Below are 21,805 nucleotides of genomic sequence, written 5' to 3' on the forward strand. Positions count from 1 at the left end.
TTCGATCTATTGAGGGTTGACACGAACGTGCAGAAGCGCAGTTCTACCTGCATAAAACGAACTGCTGGGAATGGGAGGATGGATGACGGACTTAATTGCGGACGTAATGTTCCAGGAATCACGCGTCAGACCAATGCACTCTCATTCTACAGCTTAGGTAATGAGGTAGACAAGGAGCGGTCGCGTACCGCTTCCCTGATCTATAAATCTATTGTAATAGGAACCACTGATAAATTCAGCCACCCATCTTCACACATCTGCGCTGTCCTCTCGTCGTCGACAAATCCTCGACGTAGCACTGCTACGCCTGTGGTTTGTCTCCTCGATAGATACAGCGCATCTGTGCAAATCTGGGCGACCTCATTTTATCAGCGTTTCCTTAAGGCCTTGCTGCCTTAGGGAGAATTTTCCTTGCATTTTTCCACAACTGCGCTATAATGAATATTGCAAAAGGGGAGTCCACGAATGGGCTGAGAGGGAGCTTTTCGCTCCGACCCGAAACCTGATTTGGATCATGCCAACGTAGGGAATAGAGGGCGATTCTGACCGCATACACCACTTTGGCGTGTGCGGTTTTCTTTTTGGGAGGGATGAAGATGGTGAAGATCAACGGCGAGGACGCTGCGGCGGACGGCAGGATGCTCTTGGACTATCTGCGAGAAGCCGGCTATGTGCCCGCACGCATCGCCGTCGAGAGAAACGGCGAGATCGTGCCGCGAGCGACGTATGCATCGGTGCGGCTTGCGGCGGGCGACGTCGTGGAGATCGTGAGCTTCGTCGGCGGCGGCTGAGGCGATGAGGCGCATCGTACTTCTGCGTGGGTGCGCTGTCGATGGAGGGAAGGCTTCTCCCAAAGGGAGGGTGAAGGGGGAAATCGTATGGAAAAGAAGCAAGAGGAAGACATGTTGAAGCTTGGCGGCAAAATGTTCCGCTCGCGCTTCATTCTCGGCTCGGGCAAGTATTCGCTCGAACTCATCCGCGCCGCCGTGGAAAATGCGGGCGCGGAAATGGTGACGCTCGCCGTGCGGCGCACGAATACGCGCGAAGGGCAGAGCATCCTCGATTACATTCCTGAGCATGTGACGCTCCTGCCGAACACGTCGGGCGCACGCACGGCAGAAGAAGCCGTGCGCATCGCACGCATGGCGCGCGAGCTTGGCTGCGGCGACTTCGTCAAGGTGGAGATCATGCGCGACGCGAAGTATCTTCTGCCGGACAACGAGGAGACGGTTCGCGCGACGAAACTGCTCGCCGCCGAGGGATTCACCGTCCTGCCGTACATGTTTCCCGACCTCTATGCGGCACGCGCCCTTGAGGCGGCGGGAGCGGCGGCGGTCATGCCGCTCGCCGCTCCCATCGGCTCGAATCAGGGCCTGCAGGCGAAGGCGTTCATCAAGATTCTCGTCGAGGAGATCGACGTGCCGATCATCGTCGATGCGGGCATCGGCAGGCCGTCGGAAGCGTGCGAGGCGATGGAACTTGGTGCCGCCGCCGTCATGGCGAACACGGCGATCGCGACGGCGGGCGACGTGGCGCGGATGGCGGGGGCGTTCAAGTCGGCGATCGAGGCGGGGCGCGCGGCGTATCTTGCGGGGCTTGGCCGCGTCTTGGAGCGCGGCGCGTCTGCTTCCGATCCGCTGACGGGGTTTCTGCACGAGGGAGAGGCGACGAGATGAGAGAAGATGCAAGCTACTTCATAGATTCGGTGCGCTTGAGCGGCGCGACGCTCGAAAGGAAGCACCGCCTCGAAAACGATCCGACGAGCCGCACGGACGTCATGACGTATGCGAGCGATATGGAGCGGATTGATTCCGATGTGCGCGAAAAGGTGCTTTCTGCGGCAGCGGAGTACGATCCTGCCGCTTACAGCGCCGCCGACGTCGAGCGTGCTCTCGCGCACGAGCGGTGCAGCATCGAGGACTTCGCGGCGCTCCTTGCTCCTGCCGCCGCGCCCTTTTTGGAGCGCATGGCGAGGCGTGCCCAGCAGGAGACGGGGCGTCACTTCGGCAACACGGTCTACGTATTCACGCCGCTTTACATCGCGAATTACTGCGATAATTACTGCATTTACTGCGGCTTCAACCGCTACAACGACATCGTGCGCCGAAGGCTCACAGAGGCGGAGATCGCACGCGAGATGGAGGTCATCGCGGCGTCGGGCATCGAGGAGATCTTGCTGTTGACGGGCGAAAGCCCCGCGATGAGCGACATCGCCTACATCGGCGAGGCGTGCCGCCTGGCGCGGCGGCATTTCCGCAATGTCGGACTCGAAATCTATCCCGTGAATACGGCGGACTATCGCTATCTGCACGAGTGCGGCGCGGACTATGTGACGGTGTTTCAGGAGACGTATGACGCCACGCGCTACGAGGAGCTTCACCTCGCGGGCCGAAAGCGCGTCTTTCCCTATCGCTTCGAGGCGCAGGAACGCGCCATCCTCGGCGGCATGAGGGGCGTCGGCTTCTCAGCTCTTCTGGGACTCGCCGACTTTCGGCGCGACGCCCTGGCGACGGCGCTGCACGTCTACTTCCTGCAGCGCAAATATCCGCACGTCGAATACTCGCTCTCCTGTCCAAGGCTTCGCCCCATCGTCAACAACGCGGGAATCAATCCGCGCGACGTGCATGAAAGGGAGCTTTGCCAGGTGCTATGCGCCTACCGCATCTTCCTGCCCTACGTCGGCGTCACGGTCTCCTCGCGCGAGTCGGCGAGCTTTCGCGACGGCATCGTGAAGATCGCGGCGACGAAGGTGTCGGCGGGCGTCTCGACGGGCATCGGCGACCACGAGGAGAAGTACGAGGGAAAGAAAGCGCGGGCGGCGGGCGACGAGCAGTTTGAAATCGCCGACGCACGCTCGCTCGCTGAGATGTACGCAGGGCTTTCGCGCGGCGGACTGCAGCCCGTGCTGAACGATTACGTCTATGTATAGGGGAAGAATCATCGCGTGCATCACGAATCGCCATCTGGTCGAGGGCGATTTCCTCGCGCAGATCGAGTGCGTCGCGGCGATGGAGATGGTGGACTGGCTCATCGTGCGCGAAAAGGACTTGAGCGCGAAGGAGTATCGGCAGCTTTTCGTGCAGGTCGCTCGCATCGCGCATAAGGGTGGCAAGAAGTGTCTCGCGCACGGTCGGATTGCGCTCGGCATGATGTCAGAACTCGGCGCGGATGGCCTCCATCTGCCGCTTGACGCCCTGCGCGAATGGCGAGCAGCGAGCGGGCGGCGATCAGAGCCGCAAGTGGGCGCTGTGCAGCTCGTCGGCGCATCGGCACACTCCGCCTCCGAGCTTGCCGAAGCCTCCGCCCTTGGCGCAGACTACGCGACGCTCAGCCCCATCTTCGCCACGGCGTGCAAGCCGGGTGTTGCCCCTCTCGGCACGGCCGCCCTCGCCGCCGTCTGCAAGGCGTCGCCGCTCCCCGTATTCGCGCTCGGCGGCATCGGCATGGACAAGCTCGACGCTTGTATCGAAGCCGGCGCGGCGGGCTGCTGCATGATGTCGGAGCTGATGCGGTGCATTTATTCGATCCGCGCTGTACCTTTGGGGCTTGAGTTCTTGAAGGTTCATGGTACAATAAAATAGAAGGGCGGGAGAGGACGATGTCCTTTCCCGCCGTATCCTTTTGTGCTGCTTTCAAGGAGGTGAAAGCGGCGCCTTGCCTGTGCGATGCGTCGCGAAGTGTATGGGAATCTTATTTATCGGAGGAATTGTTGGCGCCGTTGTGTTGGTCGTCGCGCTCTTGGCGATTTTAGTGGGCGGCTATGTGAAGGCTTCGCCGTCGACGGCACTCATTATTTCCGGCATCAAGAAGCGCCCGCGTATCCTCATCGGGCGGGGCGGGGCGCGCATCCCTTTCTTTGAGCGCATGGACAAGCTTTTCCTCGGGCAGATTTCTGTGGACATCAAGACGGAGACGCCCGTGCCGACGAACGATTACATCAATGTGAATGTCGATGCTGTTGCCAAGGTCATGGTCGGACGCGACGAGGAGAGCGTGCAGCTTGCAGCACGGAACTTCCTGAACTTCACGGGGGAACAGATCGCGAAGGATCTGCAGGATTCCCTTGAGGGCAACATGCGCGAGATCATCGGCACGTTGACGCTGGAAGCCATCAATACGGATCGTGACAGCTTCTCCGATCAGGTGGTCAACAAGGCGGCGCAGGATATGAAGAAGCTCGGCATCGAGATCATTTCCTGCAACATACAGAATGTCACGGACAACAATGGTCTCATCGTCGACCTCGGTGCGGACAACACGGCGCGAATCAAGAAACGCGCGGCCATCTCACGTGCCGAGGCGGAGCGCGATGTCGCTGTGGCCAAGGCGCAGGCACAGAAGGAAGCGAACGATGCGCAGGTCGAGGCGGATCTAGAGATTGCCCAGAGGCAGACCGATCTTGCCATCCGGCAGGCGGAGCTTAAGCGGGCGTCTGATATCAAGCGCGCGGAGGCGGATGCAGCCTACGAAATTCAGGCGCAGGAGCAGCAGAAATCCGTTCAGGCCGCTACGGTCAACGCGCAGATCGCGAAGGCGGAGCGTGAGCAGGAGCTGAAGAAGCAGCAGGTGTCCGTGCGTGAGCAGGAGCTTGCGGCGCAGATTCAGAAGCAGGCGGACGCAGAAAAGTATGCCGTCGAGCAGAAGGCGGCTGCCGATCTTGCCAAGCGTCAGCGTGAAGCGGAAGCCGCGCTCTATGAAACGCAGCGCAAGGCGGAGGCGAAGAAGGCTGAGGCGGAGGCCTCGCGCTATGCGGCAGAGCAGGAAGCGGCAGGAATCAAGGCGCAGGGCGAGGCTGAAGCTGCCGCAATCCAGGCGAAAGGCGAGGCGGAAGCCGCTGCGATGGATCGCAAGGCGGAAGCGCTGAAGAAATACGGCAAGGCGGCTATGGCGCAGATGATCGTTGAGATTCTGCCGCAGATCGCTTCGGAAGTGGCAAAGCCGCTTGAGCGCATCGGCAATGTATCCATCATCGGCGGCAGCAGCGCCTCTGCGGTCGAGCCGATGGCAGATAACGTGCCGCTCGTCATGGCGAAGACGTTTCAGACGGTCAAGGCGGCGACGGGCATCGACCTCGCGGACATCGTGCGCGGCGAGAGCTACGAGGCGAAGGTCACGAAGAATGTCAACGTCACGGGGGCGGATGCTGATGCTATAAAGGCGGCTGCCGTCAAGGCGGCGACGATTGCCAATGCGATTCGCGACTGAGGAGGAAAGAGATGACAAAATTTCTGCGGCGGTTTCTGCCGCTCTTCGTGCTGTCCTTTGCGCTGCTTCTGGCGGCGGGTACGGGAGATATTAATGCGCGTATCGCGCAGGAAGTCGAGCAGGGGGCGAAGGTGCGCATTCTGAACTACCACATGGTCAACGACATGAATCATTCACTCGCCGTCGCACCGAAGGACTTTGATCGCCAGATGGCGTGGCTCAAGAAGAACGGCTTCCAGTCGATCACGCCTGAAGAGCTTTACGGCGCATTGACGGGAGCAGGCGATTTGCCTGAAAAGCCCGTGATGATTACATTTGACGACGGCTATGTAGACAACTATGAGAAGGCGTACCCGATTCTCAAGAAGTACGGCTTCAAGGCGACGATCCTCGTCGTCACGGAGATGGTGGGAAAGAAGAAGGGCTATCTGACGTGGGAGCAGCTGCGCGAGATGGAACAGAACGGCTTTTCCATCGAGGGGCACACGATGACGCACCGCGCCTTGACGAGCCTCACGGATGATGAAGTCAAGGAGGAGCTTTCCGCCTCGAAGCGCATGATCGAGGAGAAGCTGGGCAAGACGGTCACATGCTTCGCCTACCCGGGGGGCGCGTACAACCTGCACATCGCGAATCTCGTGAAGGAAGCGGGCTACAAGATGGCGTTCACCGTGCGCTACGGCAACGCGGATCGCGCGAGCAATCTCTATGCGATCGACCGCGTGCCGATCTTCCATACGGAAAATACGGAAGGATCGTTTCAGAAGCGTCTGCGCTATTTGCCGGTTTTCGAGCATTCCGGCTGGCAGAAGCGGTAGGGAAAAGCGCGGCTTCTTCTTGCCTAAAAAAGAAAATATGTTTGTGGGAAAGCAGTCCCTTGTCTTTGGTAAAGGGGGTGCTTTCTCTTTATTTTTTGCGGCAAATGGGCGCATGAGGAAAAAAATGAAAGAGAGAGGCAGGAAAAAGAGGGGAAAGAAAGAATTAAAACTAGACAATGAAGTGGCGAAAAGTGGGGAAATGTGGTTTAATATAGAGAGCACTGGTGAAGGAGGTGGCAAGCGAGATGTTGATGGGCGAATACACGCATACGATCGACGCGAAGGGGCGCGTGATCCTGCCTGTGGATTTTCGCCCGGAGCTCGGCAGCTCGTTTGTCATCACGAAGGGGCTTGACAACTGCCTCTTTCTCTACGGCGAGGAGGAATGGGAGCGGCTGTCGGCAAAGCTCAAGGCGCTGCCGATGTCGAAGCCCGAGGCTCGCGCCTTTGCCCGCTTCTTCTTTGCGGGCGCACGCAAGCTGGAATTGGACAGGCAAGGACGCTTCCTCGTGCCTGCGAACCTGCGCGCCTATGCGAGTCTCAAGAAGGACGTCGTCCTGAACGGCGTCATGACGCGCGCCGAGATCTGGAGCCGCACGGCTTGGGATGCTTACAACGCCGAGGTGAATCCGATGGTCACGAAGATCGCGGAGACGCTGACGGATCTCGGGATTTGAGGTGAGTGCATGGAGTTTCGCCATACGAGCGTGATGCCGGAGGAGACTCTGGCGGCTCTCGCCGTGAAGCCTGCGGGCACTTACGTCGACTGTACGCTGGGTGGCGCGGGTCACGCGCGGCGCATCGCTGACAGGCTCTTTCCCGCAGGACGGCTCATCGGACTCGATCAGGACGAGGCGGCGATCCGAGCGGCGAAGGAGCGGCTTGCCGGCGTCTCGTGCCGCGTCGACGTCGTGCGCTCGAATTTCCGGGCGCTCGACTCGGTTCTGCAAAGTCTCGGCGTCACATCTGTCGACGGCGTACTCTTCGACCTCGGCGTGTCGTCGCATCAGATCGATACGGCAGAGCGCGGCTTTTCCTACATGCAGGACGCGCCGCTCGACATGCGCATGGACACGTCGCGCCTCCTGTCGGCGCACGAGGTCGTCAACGAATATGACGAGGCGGAGCTTTGGCGTATCTTCCGCGACTACGGCGAGGAACGCTGGGCGAAGCGCATCGCCGCATTTATCGCAGCGGCGCGGCAGGGAAAGCCCATCGAGACGACGGGCGAACTCGTCGACATCGTATGCCGCGCCGTGCCCAAGAGCGTGCGCCGCGCGGCGGGCGGCCATCCGGCGAAGCGCATCTTCCAGGCGATCCGCATCGAGGTGAATGACGAACTCGGCATCCTGCAGGCAAGCGTTGAGAATGCGGTGCACGCGCTCGCGCCCGGCGGCAGGATCGCCATCCTCACGTTCCACTCGCTCGAAGATCGCATCGTCAAGCAGGCATTCAAGGAACTTGCACGCGGCTGCATCTGCCCGCCCGGACTTCCCGTCTGCGTTTGCGGTCACGAGCCCAAGGTCAAGCTCTTGGGCAAGGCGCAGAAGCCGAGCGCTGCAGAATCTGCAGAGAATCCACGCGCCAAGAGCGCGAAATTGCGCGTGGCTGAGAAATTATAGGAAGCCGCTCTTCGGTAGGGCGTATGAGGAAGCAGGCGGAGGTCGCAGGAAGCGGCAGCACCGCTATCAAGGAGGGATCGACAGATGCTCGCAAGACAAAGGGAGTATGAGTATTATGAGGAGGAGCTGCAGCCGCAGCGGATCGAGAAGCCTGCGCCGCCTCCTAAGAGGCGGCCGACGCTCAACACGCATCTGCGCTCCCGCTGCTTCTTGCTGCTCGCGCTGGTCTGCATCATGGCGATGGCGGTGACGATCCGAAGCGGCATCACGGCGAGCCGCGGCTACGATCTCGTGAAGATCCAGCAGCAGGCGGAAACGCTCGAAAAGGAAAATGAGCATCTGAAGATCGAGATCGCGCAGATGAAATCGCCCGAGCGCGTGCGCCGCATCGCGACGGAAAAGCTCGGCATGAGCACGCCGAAGACGGTCTATTTTGCGACAGGTGCGAAGGAATAGATCCGATAAATTTCATGGAGGGATGGCAATGAAGACGCTTGCCGAGTTGGCGGCGCTCGTCGAGGGCGCTGAAATCAAGGGAGATGCAGCTGCGAAGATCGCGGACATCGTGCACGATTCGCGCGAGGTGACGGAGGGGACGCTCTTCGTCGCCATCGAGGGGCTGCATGTCGACGGTCATTCCTTCATCGCGCAGGCGGTCGAGAAGGGCGCGTGCGCGATTCTGACGGAGCGTGGGATTGAGATTCCCGAGGGTGCGGCGGCGGTTCTTCGCGTGCCGAATCTTGCGGCGGCGCTTGAGGTCATCGTGCCGTTTTTCCATGACTACCCGTCGCGAAAGATGCGCATCATCGGCATCACGGGCACGAACGGCAAGACGACGACGAGTTACATGACGCGTGCCATCCTGCGCGAGGCGGGGTACAAGGTCGGACTCATCGGCACGATTCAGATCCTCGTCGAGGATGAGGTTCTGCCGATTCACAATACGACGCCCGACGTCGTCGTCCTGGAGCGAACGCTCGCCTATATGGCGCGGCGCGGCATGGATTTCGTCGTCATGGAGGTTTCTTCGCATGCGCTCGATCAGAACCGCGTGGCGGGCATCGAATTCGATACGGCGGTATTCACGAATCTCACGCAGGATCATCTCGACTACCATAAGACGCTCGAAAACTACAAGCGCGCGAAAGCGCGCCTTTTCGACCTTGTGAGCCGCAAGGGCGCGAAGGCGGGCAAGACGGCTATCGTCAACATCGACGATGCGGCGGGCGAGACGATGCTCGCCCATGCGAAGTGTGCGCATCTCACGTATGCCGTGAAGAAGGAAGCTGCCCTTCGCGCCGAGAATATCCGCGTCCATGCGCGGGGCATGGAGCTGACGCTTACAGGCGCTTTCGGCAGGATGGATCTTTCGCTCGGCGTCACGGGAATCTTCAATGTCTACAACGTCATGAGCGCCGTCGGCGCGGCGCTCGCGGAAAGGATCGCGCCCGAGGCGATCAAGAGGGCGCTCGAAGCTTTCAAGAGCGTGCCTGGGCGCTTCGAACTCGTCGATGCAGGGCAGGCGTTCTCCATCATCGTCGACTATGCGCATACGCCTGACGGCTTGGAGAACATCCTGAATACGGCGCGGGAGATTACGGCAGGACGCATCCTTACGGTGTTCGGCTGCGGCGGCGACCGTGACCGCACGAAGCGGCCGATCATGGGACGCATTGCGGCGGCGCTTTCCGATGTCGTGCTTGTGACTTCGGACAACCCGCGCACGGAAGATCCCGCGCGCATCCTCGATGAGGTCGAGGTCGGCGTGCTCGAGAAGATTGGCGACAAGCGCCATGAAAAGATCGCCGACCGCCGCACGGCGATCGTGCGCGCCGTGGCGCTCGCCGAAAAGGACGACATCGTCATCATCGCGGGCAAGGGGCACGAGAATTACCAGATCTTGAAGGACAAGACGATCCACTTCGACGACAAGGAAGTCGCACGCGAGGCCGTCGCCGCGCGGGAGCAAAGCTATGCAATGCGCTTTTCGCTCGCCGACGTCGAGCGTGCGGCGGAGGCTGAAGCCGTGCGCACGGCGGCGGACATCATGTTTTCCGACATCGTGACGGATACGCGAAAGATTGCGGCGGGATCGCTCTTCGTCGCGCTTCGAGGCGAGCGCTTTGATGGCGCGGACTTCGCGGCGCAGGCGGTCGAAAAGGGCGCGGCAGGCGTGCTCGTAGCGTCTGATACGCCCGAGGCGAAGCTGCCGAAGACGGGCGTCGTGCTCAAGGCGAAGGACACCCTGCTCGCCTATCAGCAGATTGCCGCCGCGTGGCGCAGGAAGTTTTCCATCCCCGTCGTCGCCATCACGGGTTCGAACGGCAAGACGACGACCAAAGATTTGACGGCCGCCGTGCTCGGCGCACGCCTTCTTGTGCAGAAGACGGCGGCGAACTACAACAACGAGATCGGCCTGCCGCTAACGCTCCTTGGCCTTCGCGCCGCGCACGAGGCGGCTGTCGTCGAGATCGGCATGAGAGGACTCGGGCAGATCGCCGCGCTCGCGCCGCTCGCCGCGCCGACCGTCGCCATCGTGACGAACGTCGGCGAGGTGCACATGGAGCTTCTCGGCTCGATCGAGAACATCGCGAGGGCGAAGGCGGAGCTTGTCGAAGCTGTGGAGCCGGGCGGCACGGTCATACTGAACGCCGACGATGCGCGCGTCCTCGTGATGCGCGAGAAGGCGAAGGCGGGCGTGCGCGTCGTGACCTTCGGGCTTTCGCGCAGTGCCGATGTGCGTGCCGTCGCCGTCGGCAAGGCCGAGGGCGGCATGAGATTCATGCTGGAATGGAAAAACGAGCGCGGGCGACTGGAACGGCACGAGCTCTTCCTGCCGATGCCCGGTCGACACAACGTGTCGAATGCGCTCGCCGCCATCGCTGCGGCCCGCGTGCTCGGCCTTTCGCTCGTGGATGTTCGGCGCGGACTCGCCGTGCCGCCTGCGCAGAAGATGCGCTTCGCTGTCGAAAAGTGCGGCGCATACACCTTCGTCAACGACGCCTACAATGCGAGTCCTGCATCGACACGCGCGTCCTTGAAGACGCTCGCCGAGATGTTCGCGGGCAGGAAGATCGCCGTTCTCGGCGACATGCTCGAACTCGGCAGCGCGTCGAAGAGCGGCCACGCGAGCGTGGGCGAGGAGGCGGCGCATCTGGGCTTTGCCGCCGTCCTCTCGCGCGGCGAGGAGAGCCGCTTCATCGCAGAGGCCGCAAAGGCGGGCGGCGTGCCGCTCGTCGAGCGCATGGCGTCGCACGAAGCGGCGGCGGCAAGGCTCAAAGAGATCCTGCAGCCGGGTGACGCCGTGCTCTTCAAAGGCTCGCGCGGCATGAAGATGGATGAGATCATCCCCCTGTTGAAGAAGGCGCTGGAGGCAGGCAAATGATGGATGTGAATACGACGGCGCTTTCTCTTGCAGGAGCGGCGGCGCTCGCCGCCGTCCTCGTGCTCGCGGCCGGCCCCTTCGTGATTCCCGAGCTGCACAAGTTGAAGTTCGGGCAGAGCATACGCGAGGAAGGGCCAAAGAGCCATCAGGCGAAGAGCGGCACGCCGACGATGGGCGGCATCATGATCATCGCCGCCATCACGCTCGCGACGCTTGCCGCCGCGCCCTTGACGGCGGGCGTATGGCTCGCGCTCTTCGTGATGCTCGGGCACTTCGCGCTCGGCTTCCTCGATGACTACATCAAGGTCGTGAAGAAGCGCAACCTTGGCCTCAAGGCGCGGCAGAAGCTCTTGGGGCAGATCGTCATCGCCGTCGTCGTCATTTTTTTCGCACAGCACGAACTCGGCATTGCGACGACGGTCTGGCTGCCGCTCGTACACGCGGAGCTTGACATCGGACTCTTCTACTATCCGCTCGTGCTCTTCGTGCTCGTCGGCACGAGCAACGCCGTGAACCTCACGGACGGCCTCGACGGGCTCGCGGCGGGCACGGTCACGGTCGCCGCGCTCGCCTACATGGCGGTCGCGCTCGCCTTCAGCGCGACGGGGCTTGCCGTGTTCGCGGCGGCGATTGCGGGCGCTTCGTGCGCCTTTTTGCGCTTCAATCATCATCCGGCTCGCGTCTTCATGGGCGATACGGGATCCTTGGCGCTCGGCGGCGCGGTCGCCGCGCTCGGCATTCTCACGCATACGGAAATTTTGCTCGCCGTCATCGGCATCGTCTTCGTCGCCGAGGCGCTTTCCGTCATCATCCAGGTCATCTCCTTCAAGACGACGGGAAAACGCGTCTTCCTCATGAGTCCGATTCATCACCACTTCGAGCTAAAGGGGTGGCAGGAGACGCGCGTCGTCCATACGTTTTGGCTCGTCGGCGCAGTCTTTGCGGCGCTCGGCGCATGGCTTGCATATTGACGCAGGCAGACGTCTGACATCTTGGGACGCCTCCCTCGGCTGCGGGGAAGAGATAAAGCGAGGAGGAAGCATATTGCATCTCGATACGGATTTCAAAGGAAAGAAGGTTCTCGTCATCGGCGCCGGGATCAGCGGCTTTGCGGCGGCGAAGGTTCTCAAGAGGCTCGGCGCGAAGGTCACGCTTTCCGATGCGAAGGACGAGGCGGCGATCAAAGAAGACGTCTCGGAGCTTCGCGCACTCGGCATCGGGCTGATCTTCGGCGCACAGGAAGCCGCGCTCCTGGACGGCTGCGATCTTCTCGTGCTCTCGCCCGCCGTTCCCATCGCCATCCCGCTCGCCGAGGAGGCGAAGCGGCGCGGCATCCGCATCACGAGCGAAGTGGAATTGGCGGCGGCACTTGCCAAGTCGCCGATCTTCGCCGTGACGGGGACGAACGGCAAGACGACGACGACGATGCTCCTGGGGCTGCTGCTCGCCGAGAAGTTCGGCAAGGAGAAGACGCGCGTCGGCGGCAATATCGGCTATCCGCTGTCAGAAGCGGTGCTGGAGGCGGGCGAGGGCGGCGCGGTCGCCGCCGAGATTTCGAGCTACCAGATGGAGGCGACGGAGCACTTCCGTCCGAAGGTCGCCGCCGTCCTCAACGTGACGCCCGACCACATCAAGCGCCACGGTTCGATGGAAGTCTATCAGGCGATGAAGGAGCGGCTTTTCCGCGAAATGGCAACAGGCGATTGGCTCGTCCTGAACTACGACGACGAGAGGACGCGCTCGATGCAGGAGCGTGCCGCGTGCCCCGTATTTTTCTTCAGCCGCAGGGAGGCGCTCGAAGAGGGCGCTTTGCTCCTGGGCGACAAGCTCGTCCTGCGCCGGGGCGGCGAGGAGATCGCGCTCGTGACGACGGCGGAGCTTGGCATCAAGGGGGCGCACAACGTCGAGAACGCGCTCGCGGCGGCGGCGATGGCGCACCTCGCGGGCGTCGAGGCTGAGGCGATCCGCCGCGTGCTGCGCTCCTTCAAGGGCGTCGAGCACCGCATCGAGCATTTTCTCGATCTCGCGGGCGTCGCCTGGTACAACGATTCCAAGGCGACGAATACGGACTCGGCGATCAAGGCGCTCGAATCCTTCTCGAACGGCATCGTGCTGATTGCGGGCGGCGACGACAAGATGACGGATCTGACGGACTTCATGCATCTCGTTTCGGAGCGCTGCACGGAACTGATCCTCGTCGGCGACGCCGCCGTTCGCTTCGCCGAAGCCGCGCGCGCAGCGGGATTTCCCGCCGCGCACATCCACGACGCCGCGTACTCGATGAAGACGGCGGTCTACATCGCGCGGCGTCTCGCGAAGCCGCCTGCCGTCGTGCTCTTGTCGCCCGCGTGCGCGAGCTTCGACATGTTCGACGGCTTCGAGGAGCGCGGCGAGGTGTTCAAGCGCTTGGCACGCGAGCTGACATAGGAGTTTGCAGGAAGACGCAGAAATGGAAGGCAAAGGGGAACTGGCATGAAGATCATCGTTTCGGGCGGCGGTACGGGCGGCCACATATATCCGGCGCTGACTCTCGTGAGCGCTCTCGCCAAGAAGGAGCGCACGGCGGAATTTCTCTACGTCGGCACGCAGAAAGGCCTGGAAGCCGACATCATACCGAAGGAAGGTATCCCCTTTGAAACCGTCGATATCGAGGGGCTCAAGCGCAGTTTCTCGCCCGCGAACATCGTGCGGCTCGGACGCGCCATGCACGGCGTTGCGGAGGCGGCGGCCATCGTGCGCCGCTTCCGCCCCGACGTCGTGATCGGCACGGGCGGCTACGTCTGCGGGCCGATCCTCATGGCGGCAAGCCTCGCGCATGTGCCGACACTCATTCAGGAGCAGAACGTCGTGCCCGGCGTGACGAACAAGATCTTGTCGAAGTTCGTGACGAAGATCGCCGTCGGCACGGAAGAGGCTCTGTGCCGCTTCCCGCGCAAGAAGGCGGTCTTTACGGGAAATCCCATCCGCCGCGAGGTCATGACGGCGAGCCGCGAGAAGGCGTTCGAAACGTTCGGTTTCGATGCGGCAAAGCGCACGGTGCTCGTCTCGGGCGGCAGCCGCGGCGCGAGGAGCATCGACCGCGCGATGGTCGGCGTCCTGCAGGCGGCGCAGAAGTATTCCAAGGTGCAGTTCCTTCTCGTCACGGGAAGGGGCGAGTATGAGGACGTCATGCGCCGTCTGGAGGAAGCGGGCGTGGATCTCGCCGCCGCGCCGCACATCAAGGTCGAGCCTTACCTCTACAATATGCCCGAGGCGATGGCGATGGCGGATCTCGCCGTCTTCCGCGCAGGTGCGACGGGGCTTGCCGAACTTACGGCACGCGGTGTGCCCGCGATCTTGGTGCCGTATCCGTACGCGGCGGAGAACCATCAGGAGTACAATGCACGCGCCTTGGAGCGAGCGGGCGCGGCGCGCGTAATCTTGGATCGCGATCTCACGGACAAGACGCTTTCGGCGCTACTCGGCGAGCTTTTGTCGGAAGAAGGAAAGCTCCGCCGCATGGCGCAGGCGAGCCGTGCGCTCGGCCGCCCCGAGGCGGCCGATGAGATTGCCGATCTCGTGCTGGAGATTGCGAAGGATTAGGAGGAGAAAGAGTTGCTGAAGGACATCCATAAGATACATTTTGTCGGTATCGGCGGTGCGGGCATGAGTGCGCTCGCGCACATTTTGCTGGAAAAGGGCTATGAGGTGACAGGCTCCGATCTCGGCTCTTCCGCGCTGATCGAGCAGCTCAAGGGTCTCGGTGCGCACATCCATCACGGGCATCGCTCAGAGAACGTGCATGGGGCAGAAGCCATCGTCGTCTCAACGGCGATCCCTGAGACGAATCCTGAGATCGTCGAGGCGGCGCGGCTCGGTCTGCGTCGCTTCCATCGCTCGGACATCAATGCCGCGCTCCTCAACGCGGCGAAGGGCATCGCCGTGGCGGGAGCGCACGGCAAGACGACGACGACCTCGATGCTTGGCGTCGCGCTCGACCATGCGGGCATCTCGCCGACGATCATCATCGGCGGCGAGGTCGATGTCCTTGGCGGCAACGCGAAGCTCGGCAAGGGCGAGTATCTCGTCTCCGAAGCCGATGAGAGCGACGGCTCGTTCTTGAAGCTCCGGCCGCACATCGCCGTCGTCACGAATATCGAGGACGATCATCTCGATCACTACGGCACGCTCGCGAACATTCGCAAGGCTTTCCGCGAATTTCTGGAAAACATCAAGCCCGGCGGCCACGCCGTCCTGTGCTTTGACAACGAGAACGTGCGAGACATCGCGCAGACGCTCGACCGCAAGGTCATCTCCTACGCCATCGACCATGAGGCGGACTACCGCGCGGGCAAGATCGAGATGCACGGCGCAGGCGTTGATTTCTCCGTTCTGCACAAAGGAAAAGATCTCGGCCGTGTGCGCCTCAATCTGCCCGGCAGGCACAACGTGCTCGACGCACTCGCGACCGTCGTCACGGGTCTGTCCATCGGCTTGACGGTCGAGCAGATGGCGGCGGGACTGGCGCTCTTTCACGGCGCGAAGCGGCGCTTCCAGACGAAGGGGCGCGTGCAGGACGTATGGGTCGTCGACGATTACGCGCATCATCCGACGGAGATCGCGACGACGCTCCTCGCGGCTCGTCAGACGAAGCCGCGCCGCATCATCTGCGCCTTTCAGCCGCATCGCTACTCGCGCACGAAGCTTCTTGCCGCTGAATTCGGCGGCGCTTTCCGCGAGGCGGACGTGCTCGTACTGACGGATATTTATTCGGCGGGAGAAGCGCCGATCGAGGGCGTGTCGGGGCGCACGATCCTCGACGCCGTGCGGCAGACGACGGGGCAGGACGCAGTCTATATTCCGCATCGGGAAGATATTGCCGCGCACCTCGCCGCCATCGCACAGTCCGGCGACATCATCCTCACGATGGGGGCGGGCGATATATGGAAAACGGGCGAGGAACTGGTCGCTCTTTTGGAGGGGAAGTAATTTCATGAAGCAGGGAAAGATCGTCGTCGTCATGGGCGGGCCGTCGAGCGAGGCGGAAGTCTCGCGCCGCACGGGAGCCGCCATCGTCAGCGCCTTGGAGTCGAAGGGCTATGCAGTCGAGGGCATGGAACTCGATCCGCCGAACTTTGCCGAGGCGATAAGAAAGAGCGACTGCGCCATCGTCTTCAACGCGCTGCATGGCAGGTACGGCGAGGACGGCGTGCTGCAGGGCACGCTCGACATGCTTGGCATCCCCTATACGGGTTCGGGCGTCCTCGCCGCCGCCGTCACGATGGACAAGGTCATGTCAAAGCGCGTGTTCCTCGGCGCCGGCATCTCGACGCCGCGCTCCGAGACGTTTCATCGCTTTGAATTTGACGCGGAGCTTTCCTCACGCATTCGAAAGGCCTTTTCCCTGCCCGTCGTCATCAAGGCGTCGTCGCAGGGATCGAGCATCGGCGTCGCCATCGTCGAGAGGGAGGGGGAGCTTGAGGCGGCGCTCAAGGACGCCTTCCGCTACGACGAGGAAGTGCTCGTCGAGGAGTTCATTCGCGGCAAGGAGCTGACCGTCGCCGTCTGGGGTGACGCGAGAGAAGCGCAGGCTTTTCCCGTCATCGAGATCACGACCGTTTCGGGACGCTACGACTACGCGAGCAAGTACACGAAGGGCGCTTCGACGCACATCATTCCCGCACGCATTCCCGCAGATGTGACGGAGCGCGTGCAGCAGCTCGCCGTCGACGCTTTCCGCGCCTGCGGCTGCTGCGGCGTGGCGCGTGCCGACATGATGCTCGGCGAGGACATGACGCCCTATGTGATCGAGATCAACTCGATGCCCGGCATGACGGAGACCTCGCTCGTGCCCGATGCAGGACGCGCCATGGGCGTCGAGTTCCCCGAACTCTGCGAAAGGATCTTGGAAATGGCAGGGTATGAGAAGTAAGAAATGAGCGAAGGTACGGAAAGGAGGCGGGACGATGGCAGAGGAAAGGCAGGAGAATCTCGGCTTTACCGAGCCCGGCGCATTGCCGGGCGAGACGCATATCGTGCGCCGCCGCAGCCCGCGCCGCGTCCTCAAGGGATTCCTGTTCCTCGTCGTCTCGGGCGCGCTCCTCGCCGTTGCCGTCTACTCGCCGCTCTTTTCCGTGCGCGATGTGCGCATCATCGGCAACCACTACATGCCAGCCGATGACATCCGACGCGTCGCCGGCGTCTACCCGGGCGTGCCGCTCTTCCAGGTGAAGACGGCAGAGATGGCGCAGCTCCTGATGAAGGATCTGCGCGTCGAGCAGGCGAGTGTGCGACGCTCCTTGCCCTCGACGCTTGAGATCCAGATCGTCGAGCGCCGCCCCGTCGCCACCGTCGACTGCGACTTTGGCTACGTCGATCTCGACCGTGAAGGCACGGTCATCGACGCCTACAAGACGCTGAAGAAGATGGCGATTCCCATGGTCACGGGCATCAAGCTCAAGGACATCTACATCGGCGACAAAACGACGGATGAAAATCTCAAAGCGGCGCTCGTCTATCTCAATGCCCTGAAGCCTGAGACGAATGCGCAGATCTCCGAGGTGTCGCTGAAGAAGCCGGACGACGTCATGGCATATACGACGGGCGGCGTGCAGATTCGTCTCGGTGCGCTCGACCGCTTGGAAGAAAAGGCGCATCTGACGGACAGTTTCATCGTCGATCAGGAGGTCAAGCAGCGTCCCGTCGAGTACGTCGACTTCAAATACACGGCGCCGTTCATTAAGCTCAAGCAATAGTTGTGGAAGAAAATTTGAGTTTGCGTTATAATTCCTTTATTATCTCATTTCAGCAACAGTTCGGGAGGCATTTTATGATCAATTTCAAGCAGGGGCGGTGGTCCATCGCCTTTGTCTGCATGGTGCTGGGCTTCATGCTCGCCGTGCAGTTCCGTGCGACGGAGGACATGCGCCAGTCTGTATCGCAGCAGCGCGTGGAGGAGCTCGCCACGCGCCTTCTGGAGACGGAGAAGGAGCGTGACCGTCTGCAGGAAGAACTGAAGGATACGAAGGACGCAACGGCGGAAGGGCCAAGCAACGACTACCAGCGCATGAAGGGCGGCTTCACGGCGCTCGCGGGACCAGGCGTCATCGTCACGCTCGACGACAGCAAGGCGACGTCGAAGGCGGGCGAGAATCCGAACCTCTATCTCATTCATGACGACGATCTCCTGCGCGTCATCAACGAACTGCGTGCCGCAGGAGCAGAGGCCGTGTCCATCAATGGGCAGAGGCTCACGGGCACGTCGGAGATCCGCTGCGCGGGGCCGACGCTCTCCGTCAACAATGTGCGTTCGGCACCGCCCTACAAGATTCATGCCATCGGCGACCCCGACAGTTTGGAGAAGTCGATCAAGATGCGTGGCGGCGTCGAGGACACTCTGAAGGTCTGGGGCATACAGATCGACGTCAAGAAGGAAGAGCATGTCGAGGTGCCCGCCTACAAGGGCGCGGCGTCGTTCAAGTACGCGAAAGCCATCGAAACGCTTTCGGATGAAAAGGAGGGAGCAAGATGATCCTGCCCGTTCTCGGACTTCTCGTCGGCGTCGCCGTCGGCATGCTCTCGCCGATCACTGTGCCGCTCGCCTACGCGAAGCTCTCCTCCGTCGCCTTGCTCGCCTCGCTAGATTCCGTTTTCGGCGGCCTGCGGGCGGCGTCGGAAAACCACTTCGACAATGCCGTATTCATCTCGGGCTTCTTTATGAACGCTCTCATGGCCGCCTTTCTCGTCTACATCGGCGATCGCCTCGGCATCGACCTCTACTATGTGGCGCTCTTGGCGTTCGGCTTGCGTGTCTTCCAGAATCTGGCGATTCTGCGCCGTCATTTCTTCGAAAAGCATAATTAGAGAGGCAAAAAGAGAAAAAAGCAAGCATTTTCATAATTTTTTTATGGCGTACGTATTAAAATAATGATAGAATGGTAGGGAAACTTTTGAGGACGACTGCCGTACTCCCTCTGGTGGGACGAAAGGCGGACTATGCTATATTTTGGGGGTTGCTATCGTGTTTGAATTGGATGATATGGGTTTGGACCAGTTCGCCAAGATCAAGGTCATTGGCGTGGGAGGCGGCGGCAGCAATGCTGTGAACCGCATGATTTCAGCGGGATTGCAGGGCGTGGAGTTCATCGCTGTCAACACGGACGCGCAGGCTCTTTTGCACGCGATGGCGCCGAAACGCATCCAGATCGGCGAGAAACTTACGCGCGGCCTCGGTGCGGGTGCGCGTCCTGAGATCGGCGAGCAGGCGGCGGAGGAGAGCCGCGATGACATTCTGCAGTCGCTGCAGGGCGCGGACATGGTCTTCGTGACCGCCGGCATGGGCGGCGGCACGGGCACGGGAGCGGCGCCCGTCGTCGCCGAGTGTGCGCGTGAGATCGGCGCTCTGACCGTCGGGGTCGTCACACGCCCCTTCACGTTTGAAGGACGTCTGCGCCAGAAGAAGGCGGAGGCGGGCATCGAGAAGCTGCAGCAGCACGTCGACACGATCATCACGATTCCGAATGACCGCCTGCTGCAGGTCGTCGACAAGAAGACCTCGATCACGGATGCGTTCAGCTTCGCCGACGACGTCCTGCGCCAGGGCGTCAAGGGCATTTCCGACCTCATCGCTGTGCCGGGGCTGATCAACCTCGACTTCGCTGACGTCAAGTCCATCATGAGCAATGCAGGCTCGGCGCTCATGGGCATCGGCGAGGCGACGGGCGAGAACGCCGCAGTCGCCGCCGCCAAGTACGCGATCGAGTCGCCGCTCTTGGAGACGAGCATCGAAGGGGCGCACGGCGTTCTCCTCAATATCTCCAGCTCGGCGGAGAACCTCAGCATGTACGAAGTCAACGAAGCCTCGTCGACGATTCAGGAGGCCGTCAACGTCGATGCGAACATCATCTTCGGCGCTTCCCTCGACGAAACGCTCGGCGATACCGTGCGCGTGACCGTCATCGCGACGGGATTTGACAACGATACGGTAGGCATCCAGCGTCCCGCTGCGACGGCTGCCCAGGGAAAGCCCGCGCAGCCCGGCGCAAAGCCCGTCCCCCAGGCCGACACGCCGCTGCCGAAGGCGCCGAGCTTCAGCAACTTCGACATCCCCGAATGGATGAATCGAAAGCGCGACTGAGGACGTGCGGAGAAATAACGCGAAAAACAACAGGCATCTTTCCGATGATGGAAGGATGCCTGTTTTGCGTGTGCATGATGCGGCGCATGTTCCGTTCCTTCGTTAAAGGATTTTCAGTCAAAGATTTTCCACCGATTCACTTGAATCCGTGCTATAATAGTCTTCACTAGATGGATTTTGAGGGGATGGCGAGAGTATGAGGAAGATGGCGCTGAGTCTGGCTTTGGCTCTGGCGGTGGCCTTGGGAACAGATGCCGTTTCTTTTGCGGCACTGCCGCAAACGCAGGCTCGTGTGCAGGTGCAGCAGCAAGCGGCGAAGACGCTGACGGGCGTGCGCTTTGGTACGAGCGACGAGCGTGAGCGCGTCGTCTTCGACTTGACGACGCTGCCCGCCTACGAAGTCCATACGGAAAACGACGGACAGAGGATCGTGCTTTTCCTTGCGGGCGCACGCAGTCAGGCCGTGCAGCCGGAGATTTCGGGCAGCATGGTCGAGAACGTGCGTGTATCGGCCGTGCCGCAGGGCGTCAAGGTCGTCATCGATCTTGCGGCGCCGGCATCTTACGAGGTCAAGACGCTGGCGAACCCGACGCGCCTCTTCATCGATGTACAGAAAGAGTATGAGGTCGTTTCTGAGGAGACGCCTGCGCCCGGTTTGAAGCTCTCGACGCTCAAGAGGCTCGACGCTCGCGGCCGCCTGACGGGATGGGTGCTGGAGGCTGATCCTGCTCGCTACCGCGTTGTGCCTGTACTCGCCAAGGGAGCTGTGCCAGGACGCGCCACGGTCAGCGCGATGTCGGATATGGCAGAAGCCGCCGCGGCGATCAATGCATCCTACTTTGCACCGAGCGGCGAGATCCTTGGCCTTTTGAAGCTGGACGGCACGATCGTCGGCACGACGTACTTTCGGCGCAGCGCCGTGGGGTTTGCCGCTGACGGCAGGACATATTTCGGCCCTGTCGATTACAGCGGAACGGTGACGCTCGGCAAGAGAAGCTGGCCCGTGGGCGGCGTCGATGCGGAGCGCGGCGAGGACAGTCTCGTGATTTACAATCATTACTATGGCTCGACGACGCGCACGAATGAATATGGACAGGAGTACATTGTTCGAGGCGGCAGGGTCGCTGCGGTCAACTTGTCGGACAGCCCAATTCCGAAAGACGGCCTCGTCATCTCAGTGCACGGCAAGGCGAAGGACGCCTTCGCCCAAGTGAAGGTCGGCGACGCCGTGCGTGTGGAGGAGGCGATCGGTGCGCCTTGGGAGAGCCTGCCGACAGTCATCGGCGCAGGCCCGATGCTTGTCAAGGACGGCATCGCTCATGTGACGGCGGAGGAGGAGGAATTTCCTCCCGACATCGCACGCGGCCGTGCGCCGCGCACGGCGTTCGGCGTGACGGCGGCCGGGCATTACCTGCTCGCTGTCGTTGACGGACGCCAGTCGCACAGCATTGGCTGCACGCTGCAGGAGATGGCGGAGTTCATGCTGCAGTTCGGCGCCGTTCAGGCGATCAACTTCGATGGCGGCGGTTCGAGTGCGCTCGTCGTCGGTGGCGAGCTCGAAAACAGTCCGTCCGACGGGCAGGAGCGCGCCGTCGGCTCGGCGCTCGCGCTCTTGCCGCGCTGACGACGGTCTTCTTATAGTTTTTGTTGGCACATCAGA

Annotated in this window: 20 protein-coding genes and 1 riboswitch; all 20 genes read left to right on the forward strand. The window is 61.7% G+C overall.

The window, feature by feature from the left end:
- The first annotated feature begins 441 nt into the window (after positions 1-441).
- A riboswitch (TPP riboswitch) is annotated at positions 442-546 on the forward strand.
- A gap of 50 nt (positions 547-596) precedes the next feature.
- The 20 genes from thiS (at position 597) to HMPREF1153_RS02920 (ending at position 21,769) form a co-directional block, all read left to right on the forward strand.
- The gene (thiS, locus tag HMPREF1153_RS02825; RefSeq protein WP_009645463.1) at positions 597-791 is read left to right on the forward strand and encodes a sulfur carrier protein ThiS; all 195 of its coding nucleotides are present in this window, start codon (positions 597-599) and stop codon (positions 789-791) included.
- An 87-nt stretch (positions 792-878) separates the two neighbouring features.
- On the forward strand, positions 879-1,676 hold the full coding sequence (locus tag HMPREF1153_RS02830; RefSeq protein WP_009645470.1) for a thiazole synthase: 798 nt from the start codon (positions 879-881) through the stop codon (positions 1,674-1,676).
- Positions 1,673-2,929 carry a 2-iminoacetate synthase ThiH gene (thiH, locus tag HMPREF1153_RS02835; RefSeq protein WP_009645479.1) on the forward strand — a complete coding sequence of 419 codons (1,257 nt, stop codon included), beginning with the start codon at positions 1,673-1,675 and terminating at the stop codon, positions 2,927-2,929. Before HMPREF1153_RS02830 ends, thiH begins: the two co-directional genes overlap by 4 nt.
- Positions 2,922-3,581, forward strand: a complete 660-nt coding sequence (locus tag HMPREF1153_RS02840; RefSeq protein WP_009645418.1) for a thiamine phosphate synthase — start codon at positions 2,922-2,924, stop codon at positions 3,579-3,581. Before thiH ends, HMPREF1153_RS02840 begins: the two co-directional genes overlap by 8 nt.
- A 100-nt stretch (positions 3,582-3,681) precedes the next feature.
- Complete coding sequence (locus tag HMPREF1153_RS02845) at positions 3,682-5,205, forward strand: flotillin family protein (RefSeq protein WP_037369664.1); 1,524 nt, start codon at positions 3,682-3,684, stop codon at positions 5,203-5,205.
- An 11-nt stretch (positions 5,206-5,216) separates the two neighbouring features.
- On the forward strand, positions 5,217-6,023 hold the full coding sequence (locus HMPREF1153_RS02850) for a polysaccharide deacetylase family protein (protein ID WP_009645434.1): 807 nt from the start codon (positions 5,217-5,219) through the stop codon (positions 6,021-6,023).
- A 245-nt stretch (positions 6,024-6,268) separates the two neighbouring features.
- The gene (gene mraZ, locus HMPREF1153_RS02855; protein ID WP_009645462.1) at positions 6,269-6,700 is read left to right on the forward strand and encodes a division/cell wall cluster transcriptional repressor MraZ; all 432 of its coding nucleotides are present in this window, start codon (positions 6,269-6,271) and stop codon (positions 6,698-6,700) included.
- Positions 6,701-6,709: 9 nt separating this feature from the next.
- The gene (gene rsmH, locus HMPREF1153_RS02860; RefSeq protein WP_009645510.1) at positions 6,710-7,645 is read left to right on the forward strand and encodes a 16S rRNA (cytosine(1402)-N(4))-methyltransferase RsmH; all 936 of its coding nucleotides are present in this window, start codon (positions 6,710-6,712) and stop codon (positions 7,643-7,645) included.
- An 84-nt stretch (positions 7,646-7,729) separates the two neighbouring features.
- Positions 7,730-8,101 (forward strand): cell division protein FtsL, encoded by a 372-nt coding sequence (gene ftsL / locus HMPREF1153_RS02865; RefSeq protein ID WP_009645447.1) that lies wholly within the window; start codon positions 7,730-7,732, stop codon positions 8,099-8,101.
- A gap of 22 nt (positions 8,102-8,123) precedes the next feature.
- Positions 8,124-11,030 (forward strand): UDP-N-acetylmuramoyl-L-alanyl-D-glutamate--2,6-diaminopimelate ligase, encoded by a 2,907-nt coding sequence (locus HMPREF1153_RS13215; protein WP_369791794.1) that lies wholly within the window; start codon positions 8,124-8,126, stop codon positions 11,028-11,030.
- Positions 11,027-12,001, forward strand: coding sequence for a phospho-N-acetylmuramoyl-pentapeptide-transferase (mraY, locus tag HMPREF1153_RS02875; RefSeq protein WP_009645481.1), 975 nt, complete (start codon positions 11,027-11,029; stop codon positions 11,999-12,001). Before HMPREF1153_RS13215 ends, mraY begins: the two co-directional genes overlap by 4 nt.
- A 73-nt stretch (positions 12,002-12,074) precedes the next feature.
- A complete protein-coding gene (gene murD / locus HMPREF1153_RS02880; protein ID WP_009645511.1) occupies positions 12,075-13,457 on the forward strand; it encodes a UDP-N-acetylmuramoyl-L-alanine--D-glutamate ligase in 1,383 nt (460 codons plus the stop codon).
- A gap of 45 nt (positions 13,458-13,502) precedes the next feature.
- Positions 13,503-14,612: an undecaprenyldiphospho-muramoylpentapeptide beta-N-acetylglucosaminyltransferase gene (gene murG / locus HMPREF1153_RS02885; RefSeq protein WP_009645442.1), complete on the forward strand. Its 1,110-nt coding sequence runs from the start codon at positions 13,503-13,505 to the stop codon at positions 14,610-14,612.
- A 12-nt stretch (positions 14,613-14,624) separates the two neighbouring features.
- Positions 14,625-15,998 carry a UDP-N-acetylmuramate--L-alanine ligase gene (gene murC / locus HMPREF1153_RS02890; RefSeq protein ID WP_009645419.1) on the forward strand — a complete coding sequence of 458 codons (1,374 nt, stop codon included), beginning with the start codon at positions 14,625-14,627 and terminating at the stop codon, positions 15,996-15,998.
- 4 nt (positions 15,999-16,002) lie between these two features.
- Entirely contained in the window at positions 16,003-16,941 is a 939-nt protein-coding gene (locus tag HMPREF1153_RS02895) for a D-alanine--D-alanine ligase family protein (RefSeq protein WP_009645421.1), read from the forward strand.
- A 34-nt stretch (positions 16,942-16,975) separates the two neighbouring features.
- Positions 16,976-17,764: a cell division protein FtsQ/DivIB gene (locus HMPREF1153_RS02900; RefSeq protein WP_009645443.1), complete on the forward strand. Its 789-nt coding sequence runs from the start codon at positions 16,976-16,978 to the stop codon at positions 17,762-17,764.
- Between the two features lie 74 nt (positions 17,765-17,838).
- Positions 17,839-18,540, forward strand: coding sequence for a DUF881 domain-containing protein (locus HMPREF1153_RS02905; protein WP_009645448.1), 702 nt, complete (start codon positions 17,839-17,841; stop codon positions 18,538-18,540).
- A complete protein-coding gene (locus HMPREF1153_RS02910) occupies positions 18,537-18,872 on the forward strand; it encodes a small basic family protein (protein ID WP_006191080.1) in 336 nt (111 codons plus the stop codon). Before HMPREF1153_RS02905 ends, HMPREF1153_RS02910 begins: the two co-directional genes overlap by 4 nt.
- Positions 18,873-19,029: 157 nt before the next feature.
- Positions 19,030-20,145 carry a cell division protein FtsZ gene (ftsZ, locus tag HMPREF1153_RS02915; protein ID WP_037369620.1) on the forward strand — a complete coding sequence of 372 codons (1,116 nt, stop codon included), beginning with the start codon at positions 19,030-19,032 and terminating at the stop codon, positions 20,143-20,145.
- A 196-nt stretch (positions 20,146-20,341) separates the two neighbouring features.
- Positions 20,342-21,769, forward strand: a complete 1,428-nt coding sequence (locus tag HMPREF1153_RS02920) for a phosphodiester glycosidase family protein (protein WP_009645436.1) — start codon at positions 20,342-20,344, stop codon at positions 21,767-21,769.
- Positions 21,770-21,805 lie beyond the last annotated feature (36 nt).

The organism is Selenomonas sp. CM52 (assembly GCF_000292955.1).
Taxonomy (GTDB): Bacteria; Bacillota; Negativicutes; order Selenomonadales; family Selenomonadaceae; genus Selenomonas.

Excerpts from the sequence above, each read along its gene's own strand:
- thiS (WP_009645463.1), top strand. The coding sequence starts at position 597 with ATGGTGAAGATCAACGGCGAGGACGCTGCGGCGGACGGCAGGATGCTC.
- HMPREF1153_RS02830 (WP_009645470.1), top strand. The coding sequence starts at position 879 with ATGGAAAAGAAGCAAGAGGAAGACATGTTGAAGCTTGGCGGCAAAATG.
- thiH (WP_009645479.1), top strand. The coding sequence starts at position 1,673 with ATGAGAGAAGATGCAAGCTACTTCATAGATTCGGTGCGCTTGAGCGGC.
- HMPREF1153_RS02840 (WP_009645418.1), top strand. The coding sequence starts at position 2,922 with ATGTATAGGGGAAGAATCATCGCGTGCATCACGAATCGCCATCTGGTC.
- HMPREF1153_RS02845 (WP_037369664.1), top strand. The coding sequence starts at position 3,682 with ATGGGAATCTTATTTATCGGAGGAATTGTTGGCGCCGTTGTGTTGGTC.
- HMPREF1153_RS02850 (WP_009645434.1), top strand. The coding sequence starts at position 5,217 with ATGACAAAATTTCTGCGGCGGTTTCTGCCGCTCTTCGTGCTGTCCTTT.
- mraZ (WP_009645462.1), top strand. The coding sequence starts at position 6,269 with ATGTTGATGGGCGAATACACGCATACGATCGACGCGAAGGGGCGCGTG.
- rsmH (WP_009645510.1), top strand. The coding sequence starts at position 6,710 with ATGGAGTTTCGCCATACGAGCGTGATGCCGGAGGAGACTCTGGCGGCT.
- ftsL (WP_009645447.1), top strand. The coding sequence starts at position 7,730 with ATGCTCGCAAGACAAAGGGAGTATGAGTATTATGAGGAGGAGCTGCAG.
- HMPREF1153_RS13215 (WP_369791794.1), top strand. The coding sequence starts at position 8,124 with ATGGCAATGAAGACGCTTGCCGAGTTGGCGGCGCTCGTCGAGGGCGCT.
- mraY (WP_009645481.1), top strand. The coding sequence starts at position 11,027 with ATGATGGATGTGAATACGACGGCGCTTTCTCTTGCAGGAGCGGCGGCG.
- murG (WP_009645442.1), top strand. The coding sequence starts at position 13,503 with ATGAAGATCATCGTTTCGGGCGGCGGTACGGGCGGCCACATATATCCG.
- HMPREF1153_RS02895 (WP_009645421.1), top strand. The coding sequence starts at position 16,003 with ATGAAGCAGGGAAAGATCGTCGTCGTCATGGGCGGGCCGTCGAGCGAG.
- HMPREF1153_RS02900 (WP_009645443.1), top strand. The coding sequence starts at position 16,976 with ATGGCAGAGGAAAGGCAGGAGAATCTCGGCTTTACCGAGCCCGGCGCA.
- HMPREF1153_RS02905 (WP_009645448.1), top strand. The coding sequence starts at position 17,839 with ATGATCAATTTCAAGCAGGGGCGGTGGTCCATCGCCTTTGTCTGCATG.
- HMPREF1153_RS02910 (WP_006191080.1), top strand. The coding sequence starts at position 18,537 with ATGATCCTGCCCGTTCTCGGACTTCTCGTCGGCGTCGCCGTCGGCATG.
- HMPREF1153_RS02920 (WP_009645436.1), top strand. The coding sequence starts at position 20,342 with ATGAGGAAGATGGCGCTGAGTCTGGCTTTGGCTCTGGCGGTGGCCTTG.